Here is an 18,822-nt window from a genome sequence, read left to right on the forward strand (position 1 = left end):
GTTTGCGTCCGGGGTAACCCTATCCGGTAAGGGATGAACACAATCTTGCCGGGAAGGGGAAAATTGGGCGTACGCCCCGGACTGTGAAGTCAGGGGAAAAATTGCCGATGTTTTTGGTTTGTTCACTTTGCGCTTGGTAGGCTGACGGGAACGGGCTAATTTGAGGCATGTTGAATATCGTGCGAATCATGGGGATCGATCCGGGGCTGCGGCGGACCGGCTGGGGCATCATCGAGGCCGAAGGAAACCGGCTGCGCTTTATCGCCTGCGGGGTTTTGACGCCGGCCGTCGACCAGGAGCTTTCCCTGCGCCTCGTCCATCTCCATGAGGGGCTGATGCGGCTGATCGCCGAACATCATCCGACAGAAGCGGCGGTGGAGGAAACCTTCGTCAACGCCGGCGCGCGCTCGACGCTGCTGCTCGGACAGGCGCGCGGCATTGCTGTCATGACGCCGGCTTCGATGGGGCTGCCCGTGGGCGAATATTCGGCCAACCTCGTAAAAAAGTCGGTGGTCGGGACCGGTCACGCGGAAAAAAAGCAGATCGAATTGATGGTCAAGACATTGATGCCTGCCGCCAATTTCAAATCGGCGGACGCAGCCGATGCGCTGGCGATCGCCATTTGCCATGCCCACCATCGTCAACACCGCAAACTGGCAAAGAGCGCATGATCGGCAAACTCAAGGGCATCATTGAAACGCTCGGGGATGACACCGCGCTGATCGACGTCAATGGCGTGTGTTACGAGGCCCATTGTTCGGGTCGCACCTTGCAGTCTTTGCCGCGCGTTGGTGAAGCGGCTGTGCTGTTTATCGAAATGATCGTGCGCGAGGACATGATCCGGCTCTACGGCTTTGCCACCGAGGGCGAAAAGAGCTGGTTTAGACTGTTGATGACCGTCCAGGGCGTGGGCTCACGCGTGGCACTGGGCATCCTTTCGATCCTTTCGCCTTCCGACCTCTCCTCGGCCATCGCGCTGCAGGACAAGGCCATGGTCGGTCGCGCGTCTGGGGTCGGCCCCAAGCTGGCCCAGCGCATCGTGTCCGAACTCAAGGGCAAGGTTCCCGCTGGCGTTTCCATCGACGCCGGAGCCATGGGCCTGCAGACCGCACTGGGAGAAGGCGTCGCCACGGGCAATGTGTCCGATGCGGTCTCGGCACTGGTCAATCTCGGCTACGGACAGGCGCAAGCCTCAAGCGCGCTGGCGCGGGTCGTGGCCAAAGAGGGCGAGGACACGCCCACCGAAAAGCTCATCCGGCTGGGCTTGCGGGAATTGAGTTCGTGAGGTCCGTTGCAATCGGGCGCCGGGGGCAATAGCAAACCAGTATGACCGATCTCACCAATGCTGCCGAAGGCCGCGACGACAGTCTCGATGTTTCCCTGCGCCCCTCGGGTTTTTCCGAGTTCATCGGGCAGGAGGCGGCGCGCGCCAATCTTCAGGTGTTTATCGAAGCGGCGCGGCAGCGCCAGGCGGCGCTCGATCATGTGTTGTTCGTCGGCCCGCCAGGGCTGGGCAAGACCACGCTCGCCCAGATCATTTCGCGCGAGCTTGGCGTGGGCTTTCGGGCCACGTCCGGCCCGGTCATCGCCAAGGCGGGGGATCTGGCCGCGCTTTTGACCAATCTCGAAGAGCGCGATGTGTTGTTCATCGACGAAATCCACCGTCTCAATCCGGCGGTCGAGGAAATTCTCTATCCCGCGATGGAGGATTTCCAGCTCGATCTGATTATCGGGGAGGGCCCGGTGGCGCGTTCGGTGCGCATCGATCTGGCCAAGTTCACCCTTGTGGGCGCCACCACCCGCGCCGGGTTGTTGACCACGCCTTTGCGCGATCGGTTCGGCATTCCGGTGCGATTGAACTTTTATACCCCTGAGGAACTGGTCCAGATCGTTGAGCGCGGCGCGCGGCTGATGGGCATGGCCATGACCTCGGACGGCGCTCTGGAAGTGGCGCGACGTTCGCGCGGCACACCGCGCATCGCGGGGCGGCTCTTGCGCCGGGTCACCGATTTCGCGCTTGTCGAAGGCGCTGCCGAGATCAACCGCAAAGTCGCCGACAAGGCGCTGTTGCGGCTCGATGTCGATGCCAGGGGACTCGACCAGCTCGATCGGCGCTATCTCAAGACCATTGCCGAATTTTATGGTGGGGGGCCGGTGGGCATCGAAACCATTTCCGCCGCGCTGTCCGAACCGCGCGATGCCATCGAGGAAATCGTTGAGCCTTATCTCATCCAGCAGGGGTTCATTCAGCGCACGCCGCGCGGACGGATGATGACGGCGCTGTCGTTCCAGCACATGGGCTATGCGGTGCCGCAGGGTTTTGCCGGCTTGCAGGCGAGCCTGTTCGAGGATGAGGGAGAGGCCGAGTGAGCGTATTCGGCGGAGAAATCGGGGCCGATGGCATTCACCGGTTTCCGGTGCGGGTCTATTTCGAGGACACCGATTTCTCCACCAATGTCTATCACGCCGCTTATCTGAAGTTCTTTGAGCGCGCGCGGACCGAATTTCTGCGCGCTCACGGCATCCATCACTCCGAACTGATCGCCGAGGGCCTCGCCTTTGCCGTGCGCGAAATGACCATTTCCTACGACAAGCCCGCCCATATCGACGACCTGTTGGAGGTCCGGACGATAATGGCCAAGGCCGGGGGAGCGAGCTTTGTGCTCGAGCAGACGCTGGAACGCGATGGGGAGACCATCTGTCGCGCCAGTGTCGTCGCCGTGCTGCTCAACGACAAGGGCCGCCCCGTCCGGCTTCCGGCTCGCCTGCGCGGCTTGCTTGCCCCGAATTGAAAGAAGGAGGGCCGTGACCCTCCTTCAGCAGCAAAGCCCCGTGTCTCGGGGTCTTGGCAGAGCCGGCTTTACATGGCGTCTGCCTGCATCACCTGCCCGCGAATTTCGCCGCCTGGGTACTGTTCGGTGTGGATATTGAGATACCACAGGCCGTCCATGAGCTGGGTGACCTGCTCTTCGGTCAATGTGGCGCTGCCTTCGATGGGGCTGGCAAGGTCTCCGTCGATCGGCACCACAGGGCCGGCATCCTCGCCCTCGGCGGCCGGGCCGTGGAAGTGAGCGGCGGTGGCCGGGCCGGTCAGCCCGTCATAAGTGGCCGTCCAGGTGAGCTCCATCGTTTCGGAGTCATAGGCCGCTTCAAGCGATCCGGTGGCGGTGGAGTCAGCGGCTCCGGCCGCCTCGGCGGTGAGTTCGGCAGTGAAATTGGTCATTTCAGCGTATGCCGGTGCGGCCGCGAGCATCAATGCGGCTATGCCGGCACCAAGGACGGGTGCGATCTTCATGATGTACTCCTCTCTTTGAAAACGCGCCGCGCGCTGTGCCGGCGCATCCCTTAAACGCAGCACGTGCCCGGGCGTTCCTCTCACATCCGCGCGAGCACAATGACGCCATGAGGGTTTATTAACCTTTTCTTGACCATAAATGGGGCAAGCGGCACTGCTGCGTCGCGGTGAACCGATAGTGGGCATTTGTCTCTCACTTTTGACAAATTTGACCGCGATTGCATCGGGTGTTGCTGGCGGCGGGGCACCCATCGGCAAGGTTTTTTCTCCGAGGAAGACTCATAATGGAAGCTATGGACGCAGTGGGCAGCGCGGCGGCGCATACCGATTTTTCGCCCATCGGCCTGTTCCTGATGGCCGACATCGTCGTCAAGCTGGTGATGCTGGGCCTTCTGGCCGCATCGATCTGGTGCTGGGCCATCATCATCGACAAATCGCTCAAATTCACCCGCGTGCGATCCGACATGAACCAGTTCGAAAAGACCTTCTGGTCGGGCCAGTCGCTCGAGGAGCTCTATCAAACGCTCTCCCAGCGCCCCACCAGCGGGCTCGCGGCGGTGTTTGTCGCGGCAATGAAGGAGTGGAAGCGATCCCACGAACAGAACGCCTCGAGCTATCTCGGCGTGCAGGCGCGTCTCGATAAGGTTCTCGACGTCGCCATAGCACGCGAAAGCGAACAGCTTGAAAGCCGGCTCTCGTTCCTGGCGACCGTGGGTTCGGCAGCCCCGTTCATCGGACTGTTCGGCACAGTCTGGGGCATCATGAACGCCTTTTCATCCATCGCGGCCTCCCAGAGCGCCAGCCTTGGCGTGGTCGCCGGCCCGATTGCCGAAGCACTGTTTGCAACGGCCATCGGCCTTGTGGCGGCCATTCCCGCGGTTATCGCCTACAACAAGCTTTCGGGCGATGCCAACAAGCTGGTGGGCCGGCTTGAAGGCTTTGCCGATGAATTCGCGGCCATTCTGGGCCGCCAGCTCGAAGCGCGGAGCCGCAAATAATGGGCATGGGTGTTGCAGGCGGGAACGGGGGCGGACGCCGCCGTCGTCGCGGCCAGCGCAGGGCCATGATGAGCGAAATCAACGTCACGCCCTTTGTGGACGTGGTGCTGGTTCTGCTCATCGTGTTCATGGTCGCCGCCCCGATGATGACGGCGGGGGTCGCCGTCGATCTGCCGCAGTCTTCGGCGGGCGAGTTGCAGACGCCGCGCACGCCCATCATGGTTTCGGTCACCCCCGAGGGCGAGATTTTTGTCGATGACGAGCAGGTGGTGTCCGCCGAATTGGTGGATGCCGTTGCCGCGCTGGCCGAGTCGACCGAAGACCGCATCTATGTGCGCGGCGACACCTCCGCCAGCTACGGCACGGTTATGGACGTCATGGGCACGCTTTCGTCGGCCGGATATTCGCGCATCGGATTGATCACGCAGCAGCCGACTGCCGACAGCTCGGGGCAATAGTCCATGCGGATCGGGACCACTGTATCGGTCGTCGGCCATATCGCCATTATCGGGCTCACCCTCGTGCAGCTCTCGAGCGTCGAGCGGCTCGATCCCAATATGGATTCGGCGATTTCGGTTGATCTGGTCCCCATTTCGGAATTCTCCAACATTCAGGCAGGCAATCTGCAAAGCGAGATCGTCGAGACCGAAACACCATCGGCCGTCGATACCGAGGTTGAAGCCGAGCTTGCCGAACGCACCGGCAACACTGAAGAAGACCAGCCCAACCCCGAAATTTCCGATACGCCGTCTCCGGCGCCCACGGTCGAGACAGCGCCGGCACCCGAACCCACCCCGGAACCCGAGCCGGAGCCTGAACCCGAGCCGGAGCCAACGCCGCCCCCCACTCCGGCGCCGCGTCCCGAGCCAACGCCGGAACCGGAGCCCGCAGCCGAGCCCGAACCGGAACCGGTACCTGAACCAGCGCCCGCTCCAGCACCTGAGCCTGCGCCCGAACCTGTTCCGGAGCCAGAACCTGAACCTGAACCTGAGCCTGTGCCGGAACCTGAGCCTGTGCCGGAACCCGAGCCTGAGCCCGAATCCGAGCCAGAGCCTGTCGCGCCGGTGCCGCCGCGCGTCACCTCGGCGGTGTCGCAATTGCGCGAGCAGTTTGCCGAAGCGCAGCGCCAGCCCGAGCCGACGCCGACACCAACGCCGCAGGACTCATCGAGCCAGGTGTCGGACGAGTTGGCCGATCGTATCGGCGACCTGATCAATGAGGAGACCTCACGCGGGGCCACCACTGGTGAAGGTGGGCAATCCTCGTTGGGAGCGCCCAGCGGCCAGTCGGCAACGCTGACCCAGTCCGAACAATCGGCACTGGCAGCTGCCATGCGCCGCTGCTGGACGCCGCCGCCGGGTGCGCTGAGCGTTCCGGGGTTGACGGTGCGCGTGCTTGTTACGCTCAATCAGGACGGATCGGTTGCCGGTACCGAGATCCGGTCGGCCCTCACCGACGATCTTATGCGCTCGACCGCCTTTGCTGCCCAGCGCGCCGTCGAGCGCTGCAGCCCCTACACCATGCTGCCGGTCGAAAAATACGAAAGCTGGCGGCAGGTCGATGTGACCTTCGATCCGCGCGATCTTTAAAAAGGGTGACTGTGATGCGTGACCAAAATGCAATAGCGACCGGAAATCTTGCCACCCACCGATATTCGGTCACGATTTGCCGCTAATCGGCGCAACCTTGGATTTGCTTCTCCGGTTGGTAATCCGGATCGAGGCGGCGGCTGTGGCCGTCAAACATGGAGACTGACGTGCAAAACACTTTGATGACCCGCAGGACTGCGCTCAGGCTGGGGCTTTCCGGTGCCGCCATGATGGCTGTCAGCCCGGCGCTGGCGCAGTTGCAGATCACCGTTACCGGCGGCAATTTCACGCCCATGCCGATAGCCATTCCCAACTTTGCTTCCGCTGACGCGGCGTTCGGGGCCGAGGTGGCGCAGGTGGTGCGCAATAACCTCACCAATTCAGGTCTGTTCCGACTGGTCGATCCGGCCGGATACCCCGCCCAGGTGGGCGATCCCAACCAGACGCCCGATTTCCCCGCCTGGCGTACGACCGGCGCCGATGCGGTGATCATGGCGGACGTCAATCGGGCGGGACAGATCCAGTCGAGCCTGCGGCTATGGGATACCACGGCAGGCGCGCAGGTCACGGGTAAATCCTATGGCGCCGACGCCAGCTCATGGCGCCGCATCGCCCATATCGCTTCGGACGCCGTCTATACGGGGCTGACAGGCGAAACCGGATATTTCGATTCCCGTGTGGTGTTCGTCGCCGAAAGCGGTCCCCGCGCCAACCGGGTGCGCCGTCTGGCCATCATGGATCAGGACGGCGCCAATATCCGCTATCTCACCGACGGCGCCCAGCAGATCCTCACCCCGCGCATGTCGCCCGATGGCCAGCTCGTCGCCTATATGGTGCTCGATGGCCCGACATCGTCAGGTATTTTCGTTGTGAATATGGCGTCGGGTCAGGCCCAGTCCATCGGCCGGTTCGGACAGATGAGCTTTGCCCCGCGCTTTTCGCCCGATGGTCGCCGGCTGGTGTTTTCTGTCACCAATGGTGCGGTCACCAATATCTACCAGATGGATCTGGGCGGCGGGCAACCCCAGCAGCTCACCACGGGCTCGGCCATCGACACCTCTCCGTCCTATTCACCGGATGGACAGCGTGTTGCGTTCGAATCCGATCGCGGCGGGCGTCCGCAAATTTACGTGATGTCGGCAGCCGGCGGCGGTGCGGAACGCATCTCTTATGGCGATGGCTCCTATTCGACGCCGGTCTGGTCGCCCAAGGGTGATCTTATCGCCTTTACCCGCCAGTCGGGCGGCCAGTTCTCGATCGGCATCATGGGGCCGGACGGGTCGGGCGAGCGCATCCTTGCCACCTCCTATCACGCCGAAGGCCCCACATGGGCGCCCAATGGCCGGGTCTTGATGTATTTCCGCGATCCGGGCGGCAATGACGGATCCCAGCTTTATTCCATCGACATCTGGGGCCGAAACGAACGGCGCATTCCCACAGAGGGCTTTGCGTCCGATCCGGCCTGGGGTCCGCTCTTGTCCTGATCGGACGATTGCAGTCGTGCAACACTTGAGAGGCGTCCTGTTTCGGGACGCCTTTTGCCGGGCAAATGCCCCAATTGCGCCCGATTAGCACAAGATTAACTATGCCCACACACGCGCGATTAAGATAACGCGCTGTAAAAATGCTAACCACAATTTTCCGGTTCTGGAGCTTTTCGCTATGGGTTCGACCATGCCTCTTCTTCGTTTCGGCAAAGGCCTCCTCCTGGCGGTTTTGCTCGTTGCTGTCGCCGCCTGCGCCCGCACTCCGACCACAGGCGTCGGCAATATCAGCGGCGACGCCGCCGGCGGCGGTGGCGCTCCCGGCAGCCAGCAGGAATTCCTGGTTTCGGTTGGCGACCGGGTGTTCTTTGAAACCGATTCGTCGGTCCTGACCGCCGATGCGCAGGCGACGCTGAACCAGCAGTCCCAGTGGCTGCAGCAATATCCGCAATACCGTATCGTGATCGAAGGTCATGCCGATGAGCGCGGTACGCGCGAGTACAACATCGCGCTCGGAGCCCGCCGCGCCACGGCCGTCGTCAACTATCTGGTCTCGCGCGGTATTCCGCAGGATCGCCTGTCGACCGTTTCCTACGGCAAGGAACGCCCGGTCGCGATCTGCAACGATATTTCGTGCTGGAGTCAGAACCGCCGCGCCGTCACTGTTTTGACAAACTGACCATCCAATTCACGAATGCCAATCTGGAGGCATAGCGTCGGGACCGCGTATCTGGTCCCGGCGCTTCTTTTTTGCCAAAAACCTGCTTTAAATGCGCATCCTTAAATCATTGAACTGCGTTGCCTGTGCAAGGGACGGCGCGCTTAAAGGAGATTTGTTGTGCCAAGGCTTTCGACGACGCTCACGAGGCGATGGCGGCAAGGTGCCGTGATCGCTGCGACAGCGGGACTTCTGACTCTTTCCATGACCGTTGCCGGGCAGGGGCAGGGCAATGACCTTGCCACCATGCAGGTTCGCATCGACCAGCTCGAAGAGCAGGTGCGGCTCAATTCGGGCCAGATCGAGGGTCTTCAGTTCCAGCTCACCCAACTCCAGAGCCTGCTTGAGCGCACCCAGGAAGACAATGAGTACCGCTTCCAGCAGCTGGAGGGCGGGAGCCTGGGGGAAACTGATGCGGTAACCACCTCCGGCGGCGATACGCCTGCCGATCGGTTGCCGCAGGAGCCCCAGTCCCAGGTCGAGCCGCAGCCCGGCGCAGCCACCGTTATCGACCCGCTCGTGGGCGATTCCGACCTCATGGATGGCAGCGAAACGGGCGGCGAGGACAACCTCTATGCCAGTGATGTGTTCGGACAGGAGCCGAGCCCTGAGAGCTCCGATGGCGTTGTGCTTGGCCCGCCGGAGGGCGAGCTGGGCAGCACATCGCCCTCAGAACCGCTCGATCTCAGTTTCGATCCCAATGCGATCCCCCTCGAGGATGGCGATGCGAACGCGCAGTATCAGGCGGGCTATGACGCTGTGGTGCGCGGTGAATACGCTTTTGCGGAAAACCAGTTCCGCCAGTTCATCGAGACCTTCCCCGACCACCAGCAGGCGCCGGATGCGACCTACTGGTTGGGTGAAACGCTGATCGAGCGCGCTGCCTATGGCGAAGCGGCCGAAGTGCTGCTCGAAGGGTTTGAGAGCTACACGACATCGACCCGGGCGCCCGATCTGCTGTTCAGCCTTGGGGTTGCACTGCATGGGGCCGGGGAGTTCGATACCGCCTGCCGGACCTATGGCGAGGTGCTGCGCCGCTATCCGGACTCCACTCAGGCCTTCAAGGACCGGGTGACGGCCGAGCAGGCGCGGGCGGGGTGCTGACACCGGCCGACATCGCGCTGTGCGGGCTTGACCCCGCGGGGCTCTTCGCTCCGATTGCCGATCGGAAAACCATTGGCCTCGCCGTCTCGGGCGGGGCCGATTCGCTTGCGCTGATGCTGCTGTATGCGGCCTGGAGCGGCAGAAAGCCCAAGGCCATTGTCTATACGGTCGACCATGGCTTGCGGCCCGAAGCGCGGGCGGAAGCGGCGATGGTGGTTGCCGAGGCCGAAAAGCTTGGTCTTTCGTGCCGTTCGCTGGTCTGGACTGGCGACAAGCCGGTGACAGGCAAGCAGAGCGCAGCGCGAAGCGCCCGCTACGGACTGATCGGGCAGGCGATGGAAGCCGACGGAGCCGAAATCCTGCTCACCGCCCACCACCAGCGCGATCAGGCCGAAACAATCCTGATGCGGCTCGCCCATGGCAGCGGGGTTTCGGGGTTGGGCGGAATACGGACATTTTCGAACGTCGAGGCAGTTTCGGTTTTCCGTCCGCTACTCGGGGTGCCCCCCGAAGCGCTGGCGACGCTGGTGGCGCGGGCCGGATTGTCGCCGGCCTCAGATCCCTCCAACACCGATCGTGCCTATGAGCGCACCCGCTGGCGCGACGCGCTGCCGGGCCTTGCCGAACTCGGGCTGGGACCGGATCGTTTGAGCAAAATGGCCGAACGGCTTCAGCGCATCGATGCTTTCGCCGCCCGTGAGGCCGATAGGTTCATCACCCGGCATGGCGCGCTCGATCCCCTGGGAATCGTGCGGATCGATCGCACAGCGATTGAAACTGCCGACCCTGAGATAAAGGTTCGCGTTATCGAGAGGCTTTTGGCCGCGGCCTCGGGAGGCCACTCGTTTTTTCTTTCCCGCATCGAAGCTTTGGCCGGGCGGGTAGCCGCCGGCGAGCATTTCACGGCCACCCTTGCGGGCGCCCGTGTTCTGGCCGATGCAAACACAATCGTGATCCATCGTGAGGCCGGACGGGTGGGGCTGCCGACGGCCAGTCTCTCCCCGGGCGAAACCCTTGTCTGGGACGGCCGTTTCGTCGTCGCAGCGGCAAAGGCCGGAACCATCGGGCCTGCGACGGGTTTGACCCGCAAGGCCTTCAAGGAGCTGACGGGCAAGGCGCTGTCGGGCCCGGTCGCCGGTCTGCGCACGGCGCCGCTTCTTCGCGACCGGCGGGGCGAAATTGCCGCCATCGGCAGCCTTGAGGTCGGCGAGGGGTTTTCAGTGACGCAGATCCCGTTAACCTCATAGGCTGGAAACTGCGGCAATCGGCCACCGGACGGGCCTGTTGCCCTTGTATCGCCCGAATGACAGCCTTACATTCGGCCTCAACAATTATGGCACGTCGTGTGCCGCGCGGCCCCAGAAAAGGGGCGGCTGCAACCTTAAGGGCAAGGCCCGACCAGGACAGGATTGATGAACGGAAACTTTCGGAACTTGGCCATATGGCTGGTTATCCTTTTCATGCTCTTGGGGCTGTTTCAGGTTTTCCAGTCCTCGACCCGAACCGTCTCGACGGTGGAGCGGACCTATAGCCAGTTCGTAAATGACATCGACAATGGCCGGATCGCCGAAGTCACCATCATCAACGATACGGTTCAGGGCAGAACAAACGAAGGCACACGGTTCGAGGTGACCATCCCCGAAGGTGCCAATATCGTTGAGCGGCTCGAGAACCAGAACGTCCAGATCACGGCGCGCGCGCCTGAAGGTTCGCCCTTCTGGTCGATCCTGCTTTCGAGCTGGCTGCCGTTCATCGTTCTGATCGCCGTGTGGTTCTTCTTTATCCGCCAGATGCAGGGCGGGGGCCGCGGCGGCGCCATGGGCTTTGGCAAATCGCGCGCCAAGATGCTCACCGAATCCTCGGGCAAGGTGACGTTCGAGGACGTGGCCGGTGTCGAGGAAGCCAAGCAGGACCTTGAGGAAATCGTCGAATTCCTGCGCGATCCGGGCAAGTTCCAGCGGCTGGGCGGCCGCATTCCGCGCGGCGTGCTGCTTGTCGGCCCTCCAGGTACCGGTAAGACGCTGCTCGCCCGTTCGGTGGCCGGCGAGGCCAATGTGCCGTTCTTTACGATTTCGGGTTCGGATTTCGTGGAAATGTTCGTCGGTGTCGGCGCGTCCCGCGTGCGCGACATGTTCGAGCAGGCCAAAAAGAACGCGCCGTGCATCATCTTCATCGACGAAATCGACGCTGTCGGCCGCCAGCGTGGCGCCGGGCTCGGTGGCGGCAATGACGAGCGCGAACAGACGCTCAACCAGTTGCTGGTCGAGATGGATGGCTTTGAAGCCAATGAAGGCATCATCCTGATCGCGGCGACCAACCGTCCTGACGTTCTCGATCCCGCGCTGCTGCGTCCGGGCCGTTTCGACCGCCAGGTCGTCGTGCCCAATCCCGACGTGGCCGGGCGCGAACGCATCCTCAAGGTTCACGTGCGCAAGGTGCCGCTGGCTCCCGATGTGGATTTGAAGGTTCTGGCTCGCGGCACTCCCGGCTTTTCGGGCGCGGATCTGATGAACATCGTCAACGAAGCCGCGCTGCTGGCCGCGCGCCGCAACAAGCGGTTCGTGACCCACGCCGAATTCGAGGACGCCAAGGACAAGATCATGATGGGCGCCGAGCGTCGCACCATGGCCATGACCGATGATGAAAAAAAGCTCACCGCCTATCACGAGGCCGGCCACGCGCTGATCAACCTGATGCTGGTGGGCAAGCTTGACCCGATCCACAAGGCCACCATCATCCCGCGCGGTCGTGCGCTGGGCATGGTGATGACCCTGCCCGAAAAGGACAGCTATTCGTTCTCCCGCGAAAAGGCGGTGGCGCGTCTGGCCATGCTGTTCGGCGGCCGCGAGGCCGAGATCTACAAGTTCGGTCCCGAAAAGGTCACCTCCGGCGCCTCGGGCGATATCCAGATGGCGACCAATCTGGCCCGCTCGATGGTCATGGAATGGGGCATGAGCGAGAAGCTCGGCCGGGTGCGCTACAAATCGAACGACCAGGAAGTCTTCCTTGGTCATTCGGTGACCCAGTCCCAGCACATGTCGGATGAAACCGCCAAGCTGATCGATGAGGAAGTGCGCAAGCTCGTCGAAGACGGCGAGTTGGCGGCCCGCACCATGATCCGGGAAAATGTCGACAAGTTCGAAACCGTCGCTCAGGCGCTTCTCGAATACGAGACCCTGACCGGTGACGAATTGCGCGGCCTGATGGAGGGCAAGCAGCCCGTCCGCGACATCGACAACGACAATACGCCCAAATCCACCGGCGTGCCCAAAGCCGGAAAGGCGCACAAGAAGCGTGGTGAGGAAGGCGAACCCGATGCCGGGCTCGAACCCCAGCCGGGTACCTGATCTCCATTCCGACATCCATCAAAAACCAAGGGCTGCCTCCGGGCAGCCCTTTTTGCATCGTGGGCACTTTTAACTTGATTATTTTAGTCATAAATATATTGAGGCGGCACCGATCTTGGAGGACGCATCGATGCTGAAAATCGTTTTAACCAGCCTTGCCGCCGCAGCCCTGCTGGCCGGGCCCGCCGCCGCCCAGACCTTTCCCGTAAGCGTCGATCATTATTACGGCTCCACCACCGTCCCGTCCGAACCCCAGCGTGTCGTTTCGGTGGGCCTGCATGAGCAGGATTTCCTTTACGCGCTCGGTGTCGCGCCGGTCGGCGTCAGGGAATGGTTCGGCGGCAAGCCGTTCGCCACCTGGTCCTGGGCCGACGATGAGCGGGAGGCGCTTGGTGCCGAACCCGAGATCATGGATGGTGACGGCATCAATTACGAATGGGTGCTTGCCCAGAATCCGGACCTCATCATCGCCACCTATTGGTGGTTGGAAGAGGAAGACTACGCACGTCTCTCAGAGATCGCGCCGGTCATCGCCTCGCCTGCCGGTTTCCAAGCCTGGTCTGCACCATGGCAGGAGGAGTTGAAGGTCATCGATCTTGCAACCTCGGGCACGACCGACAAGGCAGACGAAATCATATCCGGTTTCGACGAGCGCTATGCCCGGGTTCGGTCCGAGTATCCCGAGCTCGAGGGCATGACCGGCACCAATATCTATTATGAAGAGCCCAATTTTACCGCCTGGGGGCCGAACGATCTGGCCAGCAAGTTCCTGGTCGATCTGGGGTTGGTGTTTCCGCCCCAACTCGCAGACCTCGCCGAGGCGGACAATCGCATCACCATCAGCCCGGAAAACATGGATCTGCTGGAGATGGACGTTGCCGTCTGGCCGATCGGCGACCCCGCCAATTCCGAACAGGGGATCGTTGAAGCGATGCCGGTCTATCAGAGCCTCGACATCGCCAAGCAGGGCCGCTCGGTGTGGCTCGATGACGGCAATGGCCTGGCTTACGCGGCCATGAGCTGGCAGACGCCGCTGTCGCTGGGCTATCTGCTCGACATTCTACCCGCCCAACTTGCCGCGGCAGCGGATGGAGACCCGGCGACACGGGTCGAGTAAGGGGCTCCCCGTTCTCTTGAAAGGTCGCCTCAGGCGGCCTTTTTTGTTGGACAAAAGCGCCACCGCCATCGTCATCCTCGGGTTCGACCCGGGGGGTATAGATAAGTCCAAACAGAATTCACTCATCGAAGCAGGAATGACGTACGCCCTGCGCGCATGAGTGTCCGACGCACCAGAGAATTGATTTTTCATTTGGCCCACGGCTTCGTTCAGTAGAGCCAGGATCGGCGCCATGCGGGGCAACGGTGCGGTCTAATACCAAGGGCTATCAGGTACTATTGTTCAATAGACCGCCATCCGCTAAGTTAACTGCTTGGATCAACCCTTCTCGAAGGGTTTGGGGCTCGCTTTTCGCGCATTATTTAATGTGGTTGCGGCGATGCGGTCTGCGTTTGGCTTAGATCCGATAGACAGTGATCTCCCGGTGAGAACTAGGGCGGCGCAATATGTGCGCATGTCCACCGACCATCAGGAATATTCAACAGACAATCAAAAGGATGCGATCCGGCAGTTTGCCGATTTGGCAGGCTATGCGATTGTCAAAACCTATGAGGATGCTGGGCGCAGCGGGCTCAATATTGAAGGTAGAAGCGGCCTTCAACAATTGCTGCGGGACGTCGAAAGCGGTGGGGCTGGTTTCGACGTTGTGCTCGTCTACGATGTCTCCCGGTGGGGGCGGTTCCAGAATATCGACGAGAGTGCCTCCTACGAATTTCGATGTCATGTCGCTGGTGTACGCGTCGAGTATTGCGCAGAGCAATTCGTCAATGACGGCAGCATCGGATCAGACGTTCTCAAAACACTCAAGCGGTCAATGGCGGCTGAGCATAGCCGCGTTTTGTCGGTAAAGGTTTTTGCAGGCCAAACTCGGCTGATCAGCATGGGCTTCCGGCAAGGCGGCCCCGCAGGCTTTGGTCTACGGCGGTTGCTAGTCGATCGAGAACGTAACCCTAAAACATTGCTCAACCGCAACGATCAAAAAAGCCTTCAGACGGATCGCGTTATTCTGGTGCCGGGGCCGCCCGACGAAATCGAGATCGTTCGGACGATCTATAGGCGCTTCGTCGAGGACGAGCGTAGTGAGGTCGAAATCGCGCTGGACCTCAACAGACAGGGGGTGCTGACTGATCTGGGCCGGGCCTGGACGCGTGGGACCGTTCATCAAGTGCTGATTAATGAGAAATATATCGGGAACAATGTATGGAACCGACGCTCCTGCAAGCTCAAGAAAAAGCACGTAAAGAACGACCCCTCAATCTGGGTACGCGCGGAAGGGGTGTTTGATGCAATAGTCGATCGGGCCACGTTTGAGCGAGCGCAGGCGATCATTCAGGAACGCTCTGCCCGCATCAGCGATGCGCAAATGTTGGCCATCCTTGACAAGCTCTTCAAGCGCCGGGGTTCGCTTTCCGGGCTCATTATTGACGAGGCACCAGGATGCCCATCGAGCAGTGCCTATGCCAGTCGTTTTGGTAGTCTCATCCGCGCCTATTCGCTAGGTCGTGTTGACAAAGTGGATTCCCAAATCAGGTGAAGTCTGATTCAACACTCCTCTTTATGGGGAGCGATGATGGCACGCGGCGATCTGACCGATGAAGAGTGGGCAGTAATCGAAGGGTTCTTGCCCACAGAGCGCGGACGGAAATCCCGCCCTGCTCATGATAATCGGCGTTTTCTCAACGGCATGCTGCATGTGCTGCGGGTTGGCTGCCCCTGGCGCGACATGCATGAGCGCTACGGCAAGTGGAACTCTGTCTATGTCCGGTTCCGGCGCTGGGCCGAACAGGGCGTCTGGGATGCCATCCTTGAAACGCTGGTCCAGATGGGGCTGACCGATGACTGGCAGCATATGATCGACAGCACCACAGTTCGGGGCCATGTATCGGCAGCCGGCGCAAAAGGGGGACTCACAAGGAGGCTTTTGGTCGATCACGCGGCGGCTTTACGTGCAAAATCCACGCCCGCTGTGACAATCAGGGACGCCCTCTTGGCTTTGTCCTGACAGGCGGGCAAGCCTCGGACTATGGCGCGGTCGGCGAACTCATGGCCCTGCCGGTCAACAAGCCAAAGGCACTTCTGGCCGATAAGGGCTACGACGGCGATGCTGTTCGAGAAGCCCTGCTGCTACAGGGCATCTTGCCAGTCATCCCGCCAAAGGCCAATCGCAAGGTTCATATTCCCTGCGACTTCTCCCGTTACAGAGACCGCAACCGCATCGAGCGCATGTTCGGGTATCTCAAGCACATGCGTCGCATCGGCACCCGGTATGAGAAAACGGCTCTGTCATTCGCAAGCTTCCTCAACCTTGCAGCCATCCGCAGGTGGCTAAAAGACTTTGTCAACAGGACCTAGTTGGATATACCCCCGATCGAGACTATCGGTATATTGAAACCAATAGACGCCTGCGGGCGATGCACCCTGAAATCGTCAAGCAAACAATTGAACGGATCGCCGCATTGGAGGCGACCACGGTCATCGCCGATCCATTGTCTGGGTTGTTGCGTGTCAACGATGAATTCACGGTGTCGATCGTGATCGTCCGCTGTTCGACGACTCCAGCAGGTTCGCTCCGTTGGAAGATCCGCTTCGATCGAGGACGAGACCCCGACATCACTGTGGCGGTTCGCATGAACCACGACAATCATTCGATCAGGGACTACCTCATCGTCCCTACCGCCGAGATCACAGATGATGTCGTTCGCACCGCTGAGGCGAACGGCATCGCAATAGACGCCTATCTATTTAATACGCTCGATTCACTGTTCAGTTTGGCGGAGCGGGCGAAGCTAAGCGAGGCCATGTCATGGACGTGACGCCAAACGTAGTAACCATCCTGCCCATTGCAAACATCCGCGTGATTAATCCGCGCACGCGAAACAAGAAGTCATTCCGCGAGCTGGTCGAAAGCATCGAAAAAATCGGGCTCAAGCGGCCAATCACGGTGGCGATCAACCACCATGCTGGCGATGAGCCGGCCTTTAACCTCGTCTGCGGACAGGGGCGTGTCGAAGCCTACAAAACCCTCGGACAGTCGGAGATCCCGGCCATCATAATTGAGGCAAGTGAGGAAGAAGTGTTGATCAAGAGCCTCGTCGAGAACTGCGCGCGCCGACAGCACAACGCCTTGGATCTTTTGCGTGATATCGGGGGTATGAAAGAACGCCACTATACCGATGCGGAGATCGCCAAAAAGACCAATTTGTCGGTCGAGTATGTACGCGGAATTGCTCGGCTCCTGGCCCAGAATGAGCAGCGGCTACTGAGAGCCGTCGAGGCCGAGCAGTTGCCGCTCTCGGTGGCGGTCGACATCGCAACCGTACCCGACGAGGACGTTCAGGATGCGCTCCAGAAAGCCTATGAGAGAAAGGAGCTGCGGGGGCGCAAGCTGCTCATCGCCAAGCGGCTCGTCGAGAACAGACGGCGCCGGGGTAAGGGACTAAGGGTGCATCTTGCCCAAAAGGCCACCTCGGCCGCATCGCTCCTCCGAGCCTATCAGCAGGACACGGATCGCAAGCGCATCCTGATCCGCAAAGCCGAAGCTGCCAAGAACCGACTCCTCTTTGTCACCCACGCCCTGCGGGAGCTCCTCTCGGACGAGCGATTTCACGATATTCTGGAAGCGGAGGGGCTCTCGACCCTGCCTAAGAACCTTTCAAACAGGATTAGGAAAGGGGAGATCGCGTGATGGCAACTGCCTCAGTTGGTTCGGTGATTAGCGCTTTCGAAAACGAGATAAGATCGATCCGTTTGAGCGACCTCATTCCGCTCCATGTTGTGCCTGATGTGAGAAAGAAGAGCCAGAAATACCTTAAGATCCTATCCTCGGTTCGAGAAATTGGCCTTGTCGAATTCCCCGTCGTGTCAATCGATAAGGAGACGCCGAACAAGTATCTACTGCTCGACGGGCATGTGCGGGTAGAAGTCTTGAAAGAGCTTGGGGTGAATAGCCCCGAGTTTCGTGGACACCCTCGGGTTAGTTTTCCTGCTGTCGTTCGAACTCGACGGGTGACAGCATCCCGTTCCGGACGTGCTTTCGTTTTGGGTTGTAGAACATTTCGATGTAGTCGAACACGTCCTGCCTTGCCTCTTGGCGTGTTCGATAGGTTCTGCGCCGTATCCGCTCACGCTTGAGCAGATTGAAGAAGCTTTCTGCCACAGCGTTGTCGTGGCAATTCCCCCGTCGGCTCATTGAATGCTCAAGATTGTGATGCTTGAGAAATGCTGCCCAGTCCATGCTGGTGAACTGGGAACCCTGGTCGGAATGAATCAGGACCTTGTTCTTGGGCTTTCGACGCCACACTGCCATGAGCAAAGCCTGCAACACGACGTCGGTTGTCTGGCGGCTGTGCATTGACCAGCCGATGACACGACGTGAGAACAGGTCGATGACAACGGCCAGATAGGCAAAGCCTTCCTGGGTTCTGATGTAGGTGATGTCGGTCACCCACGCCCTGTCTGGAGCCTCCACATCGAACTGGCGGGCCAAGGTATTGTCGACCACGATCGAGGGCCTGCCGCCATAGGAGCCGGGCCGTCGCTTGTAGCCGATCTGCGCCTTGATCCCGGCAAGCCTCGCAAGACGAGCAATGCGGTTGGCACAACTGGTCTCTCCCTGATCGAGAAGGTCGTCATGGAGCTTGCGGTAGCCATAGACCCTGCCGCTTTCCTTCCAGGCATTGCTGATGAGCTCCGTCTGACGTGCATCTTCCAACGCCCGCTTGCTCAGCGGATTCTTCAGCCACGCGTAGAAACCGCTGGGTCGGATGCGCAGGCAACGGCACATTGCCCGAACCGTGAACTGCTGGCGATGCTCGGCAATGAACGCGTATCTCACTTTGCATCCTTGGCGAAATACGCGGTGGCTTTTTTTAAGATGTCGCGCTCCTCGGTGACGCGCGCCAGTTCCTTCTTCAGTCGCCGGATCTCTGCTGTTTGATCCACATCGTCCGATCCCGAGGGCTTAGAGAACTTCTTTTTCCAAGCATAGAGCGAATGCGGGCTCACGCCGAGACGCTTCGAAACCTCCGCAACGGGGTATCCCCGCTCGGTAATCTGCGCGACCGCATCACGCTTGAACTCATCACTGAAATTGCCAGACCGCATCATGGCCTCCTTGCCTCAAATTTAGGGAAGAAGGCGTCCAGAAATCTAGGGGCTATTCATTTCACCG

Annotated in this window: 18 protein-coding genes and 1 pseudogene; 17 read left to right on the top strand and 2 right to left on the bottom strand. The window is 60.7% G+C overall.

The features are described from left to right. Positions 1 to 167: 167 nt before the first annotated feature. The 4 genes from ruvC to ybgC are packed head-to-tail and all read left to right on the top strand — an operon-like array spanning position 168 to position 2,792. Positions 168 to 671: a crossover junction endodeoxyribonuclease RuvC gene (ruvC, locus tag OF122_RS04480; RefSeq protein ID WP_264226621.1), complete on the top strand. Its 504-nt coding sequence runs from the start codon at positions 168 to 170 to the stop codon at positions 669 to 671. Then, positions 668 to 1,285, top strand: coding sequence for a Holliday junction branch migration protein RuvA (gene ruvA / locus OF122_RS04485; RefSeq protein ID WP_264226622.1), 618 nt, complete (start codon positions 668 to 670; stop codon positions 1,283 to 1,285). Before ruvC ends, ruvA begins: the two co-directional genes overlap by 4 nt. Positions 1,286 to 1,326: 41 nt before the next feature. Next, the gene (ruvB, locus tag OF122_RS04490; protein WP_264226623.1) at positions 1,327 to 2,370 is read left to right on the top strand and encodes a Holliday junction branch migration DNA helicase RuvB; all 1,044 of its coding nucleotides are present in this window, start codon (positions 1,327 to 1,329) and stop codon (positions 2,368 to 2,370) included. After that, the gene (ybgC, locus tag OF122_RS04495; RefSeq protein ID WP_264226624.1) at positions 2,367 to 2,792 is read left to right on the top strand and encodes a tol-pal system-associated acyl-CoA thioesterase; all 426 of its coding nucleotides are present in this window, start codon (positions 2,367 to 2,369) and stop codon (positions 2,790 to 2,792) included. The genes ruvB and ybgC overlap by 4 nt, the downstream gene beginning before the upstream one ends. Positions 2,793 to 2,860: 68 nt before the next feature. Here the strand turns inward: ybgC and OF122_RS04500 are convergent, their stop codons facing one another. Next, on the bottom strand, positions 2,861 to 3,295 hold the full coding sequence (locus OF122_RS04500) for a CHRD domain-containing protein (protein ID WP_264226625.1): 435 nt from the start codon (positions 3,293 to 3,295) through the stop codon (positions 2,861 to 2,863). Between the two features lie 293 nt (positions 3,296 to 3,588). Between OF122_RS04500 and tolQ the strand changes: the two genes are divergently transcribed. The 13 genes and pseudogenes from tolQ (at position 3,589) to OF122_RS04565 (ending at position 17,337) form a co-directional block, all read left to right on the top strand. Continuing rightward, positions 3,589 to 4,293, top strand: coding sequence for a protein TolQ (gene tolQ / locus OF122_RS04505; RefSeq protein WP_264227606.1), 705 nt, complete (start codon positions 3,589 to 3,591; stop codon positions 4,291 to 4,293). Further along, on the top strand, positions 4,293 to 4,751 hold the full coding sequence (gene tolR, locus OF122_RS04510) for a protein TolR (RefSeq protein WP_264226626.1): 459 nt from the start codon (positions 4,293 to 4,295) through the stop codon (positions 4,749 to 4,751). The genes tolQ and tolR overlap by 1 nt, the downstream gene beginning before the upstream one ends. A gap of 3 nt (positions 4,752 to 4,754) precedes the next feature. Beyond that, on the top strand, positions 4,755 to 5,882 hold the full coding sequence (locus tag OF122_RS04515) for a cell envelope integrity protein TolA (RefSeq protein ID WP_264226627.1): 1,128 nt from the start codon (positions 4,755 to 4,757) through the stop codon (positions 5,880 to 5,882). A 182-nt stretch (positions 5,883 to 6,064) separates the two neighbouring features. After that, positions 6,065 to 7,366 (top strand): Tol-Pal system beta propeller repeat protein TolB, encoded by a 1,302-nt coding sequence (tolB, locus tag OF122_RS04520; protein WP_264226628.1) that lies wholly within the window; start codon positions 6,065 to 6,067, stop codon positions 7,364 to 7,366. A 178-nt stretch (positions 7,367 to 7,544) separates the two neighbouring features. Next, on the top strand, positions 7,545 to 8,045 hold the full coding sequence (pal, locus tag OF122_RS04525) for a peptidoglycan-associated lipoprotein Pal (RefSeq protein ID WP_264226629.1): 501 nt from the start codon (positions 7,545 to 7,547) through the stop codon (positions 8,043 to 8,045). A gap of 159 nt (positions 8,046 to 8,204) precedes the next feature. Continuing rightward, the gene (gene ybgF / locus OF122_RS04530; protein WP_264226630.1) at positions 8,205 to 9,188 is read left to right on the top strand and encodes a tol-pal system protein YbgF; all 984 of its coding nucleotides are present in this window, start codon (positions 8,205 to 8,207) and stop codon (positions 9,186 to 9,188) included. After that, positions 9,182 to 10,435 carry a tRNA lysidine(34) synthetase TilS gene (gene tilS, locus OF122_RS04535; protein WP_264226631.1) on the top strand — a complete coding sequence of 418 codons (1,254 nt, stop codon included), beginning with the start codon at positions 9,182 to 9,184 and terminating at the stop codon, positions 10,433 to 10,435. The genes ybgF and tilS overlap by 7 nt, the downstream gene beginning before the upstream one ends. A gap of 165 nt (positions 10,436 to 10,600) precedes the next feature. Continuing rightward, positions 10,601 to 12,535, top strand: a complete 1,935-nt coding sequence (gene ftsH / locus OF122_RS04540) for an ATP-dependent zinc metalloprotease FtsH (protein WP_264226632.1) — start codon at positions 10,601 to 10,603, stop codon at positions 12,533 to 12,535. 130 nt (positions 12,536 to 12,665) lie between these two features. Further along, positions 12,666 to 13,652 (top strand): ABC transporter substrate-binding protein, encoded by a 987-nt coding sequence (locus OF122_RS04545; protein ID WP_264226633.1) that lies wholly within the window; start codon positions 12,666 to 12,668, stop codon positions 13,650 to 13,652. A gap of 313 nt (positions 13,653 to 13,965) precedes the next feature. Then, positions 13,966 to 15,186: a recombinase family protein gene (locus OF122_RS04550; protein WP_319019398.1), complete on the top strand. Its 1,221-nt coding sequence runs from the start codon at positions 13,966 to 13,968 to the stop codon at positions 15,184 to 15,186. 36 nt (positions 15,187 to 15,222) lie between these two features. Beyond that, positions 15,223 to 16,004: pseudogene (locus OF122_RS04555) on the top strand (IS5 family transposase). Between the two features lie 59 nt (positions 16,005 to 16,063). After that, positions 16,064 to 16,465: a hypothetical protein gene (locus OF122_RS04560; protein WP_264226634.1), complete on the top strand. Its 402-nt coding sequence runs from the start codon at positions 16,064 to 16,066 to the stop codon at positions 16,463 to 16,465. Next, a complete protein-coding gene (locus OF122_RS04565) occupies positions 16,456 to 17,337 on the top strand; it encodes a plasmid partitioning protein RepB C-terminal domain-containing protein (protein WP_264226635.1) in 882 nt (293 codons plus the stop codon). The genes OF122_RS04560 and OF122_RS04565 overlap by 10 nt, the downstream gene beginning before the upstream one ends. 288 nt (positions 17,338 to 17,625) lie before the next feature. On the opposite strand, the gene OF122_RS04570 is transcribed toward OF122_RS04565, so the two are convergent. Continuing rightward, positions 17,626 to 18,755, bottom strand: a protein-coding gene (locus OF122_RS04570) for an IS3 family transposase (RefSeq protein ID WP_264224916.1) whose coding sequence is annotated in 2 segments (ribosomal slippage) — positions 17,626 to 18,512 and positions 18,512 to 18,755 — 1,131 coding nt in all. Because the reading frame shifts where the segments join, the coding sequence is not laid out codon by codon here. Positions 18,756 to 18,822: the final 67 nt, after the last annotated feature.

The organism is Pelagibacterium flavum, assembly GCF_025854335.1.
GTDB classification, from domain to species: Bacteria; Pseudomonadota; Alphaproteobacteria; order Rhizobiales; family Devosiaceae; genus Pelagibacterium; species Pelagibacterium flavum.